We start from the raw sequence: 5,133 nt of genomic DNA, 5'->3' as shown, positions 1-5,133 counted from the left end.
TCAATTTTCAAAAGATTATCAGTGGATTTGGCAGGCTGTCAAGTATTTTTTAAGGTGTTTACCGCCATGCCTGTACTTAAAAACACTTGACCGCTTAGTGCTGTGATGACAGGGGTGTGCATGAGAGCGTCCATGACGGGCTCTTTGATTTCGGTAAAGTGTAATTGCTTGTCATCCATGATGAGTGTGCGGTTAAAGTCGGCAAGCATTTCTTGGGCGGACAAATCCACGTGATTGACCGCCGTCATGATGACGACGATGTGGCGAGCGGTAGGATACTCACGGCAGATGTCATCTAGGGCGGTGCGGACGGTGGCGACATTGCCAAAATACAGGCTCTCATCAATGCGAATGAGTATCATGTTATCAAAGGTCTGTACGTCATGGCGATGGATGTTCCGAAAATGCTCGCTACCCTCAACCTGCCCCACGACCGCCATATGTACACGGTACGAGCGGTAGATGATGAGTGCAAAGCTGACCAGCAGCCCTGTGATAAGCCCGATGTTCAGCCCAAAGCCCACGCACGCCACAAAAGTCATGGCAAGGGTTAAGGCTTCGCTTTTGTCTTGGGCGTGGGCGACCCTAAAACTTGCCACATCAATCATGGCAATGGCGGACGCGATGATGACGGCAGAGAGTACCGCATAGGGTAGCCCCGTGATGAATTGCCCCAAAAATAACGCAATGATCAGCACGCCTATGGCACAGACCATGGACGATAGGGGCGTGTTCGCTCCGAGTGCAACATTCATGCTGGTGCGAGAGATACCGCCTGAGACGGCAAATCCGCCAAAGAGCGAACTTGCGATGTTGGCAAGTCCCAGCCCTTTTAACTCATGATTGGGAGCAAATGGCTCATGGCGAATGCGTGCCAGATTACCCGCCACACTGGCACTGGATATAAAGGCGATGAGTGCGATAAGCAGAGCAGACGGCAGTAGCGTGATGATGATGTCTAGACTCACCACAGGAAAGGCAGGCAGGGGCAGATGTGTCGGCAAAGGGGCAAGCGTGGCAATGCCGAGATTGGCAAAATCATACTGCCGAGCGATGATGATACTGATGCCGACGAGTACCACGATAAAAAAACGGGCGATGTGAGCATGGGCGGACTTAGGCAGTAGGCGATACAGCACGCCGTGCATGAGTGTGGGGCGGTAGCGGTTCATGAAGAGTAGCCCCAACGCCCCCAGTCCCAACATGGCGGTGGGTGCATGAAACAGTCGCTCCTGCCCTGCCATCTTGCCCATCATGTCAATGAGTCCATCGCCTGCCAAGGGCGTGCCGATGAGATGTTTTAACTGCCCCAAGATAATCAGCACAGACGCCCCACTGATAAAGCCACTTGCCACGCCACGACTGACAAACTGCATAATCCAGCCCAAACGTATCACATGGGCGAGCATGAGTAGCACCCCAACCATCAAGGCAAGCGTTACCGCCATCGCCTGATACTGCAAGCCCCCCAACGCATAGGACGACAACGCCCCTGATGTCATGATGGCGGTAATGGCAACAGGCCCGACGGCATTGACCGAGCTTGAACCAACATAGGCATAGACCATCGTTGGCACGATGGCACTGTATAGCCCCATGACAGGCGGCAGCCCTGCCAGCAGTGCATAGCCCAAACTTTGGGGAATGACCAGCACCGCCATCATCAGCCCTGTACTAAGCTCAGGCAAGGCACGCTTTGGCTCTGCCAATAAGGGGGCGAGCCATGTGGGGATTATGTTAAAAGCAGGTCGTTTGGTGAATGCCATGTCGGTACTTGTCTGTTATCTTGTTTAGTGAGCCTTCTCCCAATTCTCCCCCACACCAATCTCCACAACAAGTGGCACAGCAAATTCCACGTCCCAGCCTAAGCTTTTGGCGGTGTTGGTCAGCACGTTTTGCATGGCGGTTTTGATAAGCTCGCCTATCTCGTCGGCTTTATCGCTATCGACTTCAAATACCAATTCATCATGGACTTGGAGTAAAAGTTTGGCATGGTCTTTGGGTAGGACTTTATCCACGGCTATCATGGCAAGTTTGATGATTTCAGCGGCAGAGCCTTGTAGTGGGGCGTTAATGCTTGCCCGCTCCGCCCCTTGTCTTATCATGGCGTTTGATGAATTGATGTCGGGGGCGTAGAGCTTTCGTCCTAAAATGGTAGTAACATAACCTGTTGATTTGGCGTAACTTTTGGTATTTTCCATGTAGTCATGTATGGCAGGATAACGGGCAAAATACCGCTTGATGTAGTCCTTTGCCACGCCATTTTCTACGCCCAATTGTTTGGCAAGCCCAAACACGCCCATGCCGTATAGTAGCCCAAAATTCACCGCCTTTGCCGAACGTCTCTCGTTTGGCGTTACGTCTGATAGCTCCTTACCCATAATCTCGGCAGCGGTGGCGGTGTGAATGTCTAGGTTGTTTTTAAAGGCGTTAATCAAACTCTCATCGCCACTAAAATGAGCCATGAGCCTCAGCTCAATCTGCGAATAATCCGCTGCCATAATCACACGCCCTGTCGGTGCGATAAAGGCTTCACGAATGAGTCGCCCTGTGTCGGTGCGAATGGGAATATTTTGTAGGTTGGGGTCTGATGACGACAGTCGCCCCGTACTTGTCAAGGCTTGGTGGTAGCTGGTATGCACTCGCCCTTGTTTATCAGCGACTTTGGCAAGAGCGTCCGTGTAGGTGCTTTTGAGTTTGGACAGGCTTCTGTGTTCTAGCACCACGTCCACAAGCGGGTGGTCAATCTTGGCAAGTACTGCTTCGGACGTGGAATACTGCCCTGTTTTGGTTTTTTTACCGCCTGCTATGCCTAATTTGTCAAACAAAATCTCGCCAAGCTGTTTGGGGCTTGCCACGTTAAAGCTCTCGCCTACCAATTCAAACGCCTTTTGTTCTAACTGGCTGATTTGATTGTCAAAGGCAAGCGACAATTTACCCAAAAATTCGGTCTTTATCAAAATGCCGTCATGCTCCATTTGGGCTAAGATTTGGGCGGTGGGGATTTCTACTTTGTGCAAAAGGCTATTGGCATTGGTATCTTTTTGCAAATAGTCATCAAACACACTAAACAAGCGATAAGTAATGTCCGCATCTTCGCACGCATAATCGCTTGCCTTATCCATGTCCACTTTATCAAAGCTAAGCTGTTTTGCCCCTTTACCTGCCACGTCTTCAAAGGTGGTGGTATTTACGCCCAGATAGTGCCGTGCCAAATCGTCCATGTTATGCCGTGTCGCTACGCCGTTTATGACATAGCTCGCCAGCATCGTATCCATATGCCAATTAACCAGTTCAATGCCATATTTTTTAAAAACATGACTGTCGTATTTAATGTGCTGTCCAATTTTGCCGATACGCTGATTTTGTAAAATGGGTTTTAACTCATTTAAAACAAAGTCCCTATCTAATTGATTATCAAGCAAAATATCAAAATCGCCCGTATGCCCCACAGGAATATAATAACCTTCATAATTGGTTGTAGCGATAGAAATACCAACCAACTCTGCCTTTTGCCAATCAATGCTGGTCGTCTCGGTATCAATGGCAAAATAAGGCACGCTCTTTAATTTATCAATAAGCTTATGAAATTCATCAAGGGTAGTTATGGTTTTATAAGCACCTTGTTTCATGGGTAAGGGTTTAACGGTTAATTCATCACTGTTATCGGCTAAATTATCATTAAAAGGATTGTTTAATTCATTATCGGCATTGTCATTATTAAATAAATCATCAGTAACAGGCAACTCCGCCATTTTTAATAATGCCAACTGCTCTGCCATTTCTTTTTTAAATTCTAATGTCTTAAATAACTCATATAACGCTTTGGCACGTTTTATTTGTGTCTCTTTGTCATTGTCTAATTTTAATTCGTCAAATGAAATGGGCAGTTCTAGATTGGTAACAATCGTGGCAAGGGTGCGATTTAGGGGGATTTCGCCCTGATGTTCGTATATTTTTTGCCCGACCATGCCTTTGATATTGGCAAGATTTGCCAAAATACCGTCAATGTCGCCATATTCGGTCAAGAGCTTACTTGCCGTCTTCGCCCCAACTTTTGGGATGCCTGCAATGCCGTCCGATGAGTCGCCCATGAGCGTGAGATAATCGGCGATTTGGGTGTTGTGTACGCCAAATTTGTCAAATACGCCCTGTACGTCCGTGATTTTGTCCTTAAAGCTGTCTTCCAAAGTCACACAGTCATTAACCAGCTGTGCCATGTCCTTGTCGCCTGTGGAGATGACAACAGGGTAGCCCTGCATACAGGCGTTACGGGCAAGCGTGCCGATGATGTCGTCCGCTTCAAAACCGTCAATTTTGATGAGGGAAATACCCAATTTTTCAATCAAGTCATGAATATACGGAATCTGTACTCGCAAATCATCATCCATAGGAGGGCGGTGGGCTTTGTAAGCGTCCGATAATTCGTGGCGAAAAGTGGGGGCTTTGGTGTCAAAAGCGACAGCCATGTGGGTGGGCTTGTATTTTTTGATGAGCTTGCCCAAGGCATTTAGCACGCCACGAGTGGCATTGGTGGGCAAGCCGTCTTGGTTGGATAAGGGGGGCATGCCGTGAAAACAGCGAAACAGATAATACGAGCCGTCCACGAGAATGACAGGCGGGCGGTCTTTGTCAATGGCGGACGTGTCAAAAGTGGCAAGGTTGGGGATGTCGGTGTAGGTCATGATGTGATTTTTGTAAAAATTTGGGGTATTATACCTAAAATTACCCCTGATTGGAAAATTTCCCCATAAAAAAAGCCCTGATAATCAGGGCTTAGATTTACCGCTTAATTATATTGGGTGCATTCAACATCTTCATCACGGCAAAACATTTCATGGTGCTTGGCTTGGCACTGCTTTAAGACATCAAGGCGAGCCTTGCCACGGCTGGTATTTTCAGAACGGTAGGTGTCAGTAAACGCTTTGACCTTGCAGACATGAACACTGCTATTTTCTTTGACAGGCTCGGGATTTTCTTTGACAAGCACAGGCACTCCAACCGATACAGGTACAGATACGGGTACAGATACGGGTACGCTCACAGGTACAGGTACAATGACCGCCCCCGTATGAGTGGCATCAATGGGTGTCACGCAAGCAGATAATGATAAAGCTATACCAACCGAACCCA

The 5,133-nt window shown here is 48.1% G+C and carries 3 protein-coding genes; all 3 read right to left on the bottom strand.

Annotated features, from left to right (window positions below; genetic code table 11):
- Nucleotides 1–38: 38 nt before the first annotated feature.
- The 3 genes from B5J93_RS03645 to B5J93_RS13675 all read right to left on the bottom strand — a co-directional run bounded on the left by B5J93_RS03645 (nucleotide 39) and on the right by B5J93_RS13675 (nucleotide 5,119).
- On the bottom strand, nucleotides 39–1,766 hold the full coding sequence (locus B5J93_RS03645; protein ID WP_079324698.1) for a SulP family inorganic anion transporter: 1,728 nt from the start codon (nucleotides 1,764–1,766) through the stop codon (nucleotides 39–41).
- Between the two features lie 24 nt (nucleotides 1,767–1,790).
- Complete coding sequence (polA, locus tag B5J93_RS03640) at nucleotides 1,791–4,685, bottom strand: DNA polymerase I (protein ID WP_079324696.1); 2,895 nt, start codon at nucleotides 4,683–4,685, stop codon at nucleotides 1,791–1,793.
- A 104-nt stretch (nucleotides 4,686–4,789) separates the two neighbouring features.
- Nucleotides 4,790–5,119, bottom strand: coding sequence for a hypothetical protein (locus tag B5J93_RS13675; RefSeq protein WP_079324726.1), 330 nt, complete (start codon nucleotides 5,117–5,119; stop codon nucleotides 4,790–4,792).
- Between the last annotated feature and the right edge of the window lie 14 nt (nucleotides 5,120–5,133).

Origin of the sequence: Moraxella equi, from assembly GCF_002027555.1 — a bacterium.
Taxonomy (GTDB): Bacteria; Pseudomonadota; Gammaproteobacteria; order Pseudomonadales; family Moraxellaceae; genus Moraxella; species Moraxella equi.
This window is presented reverse-complemented; position numbering and strand designations above follow the sequence as displayed.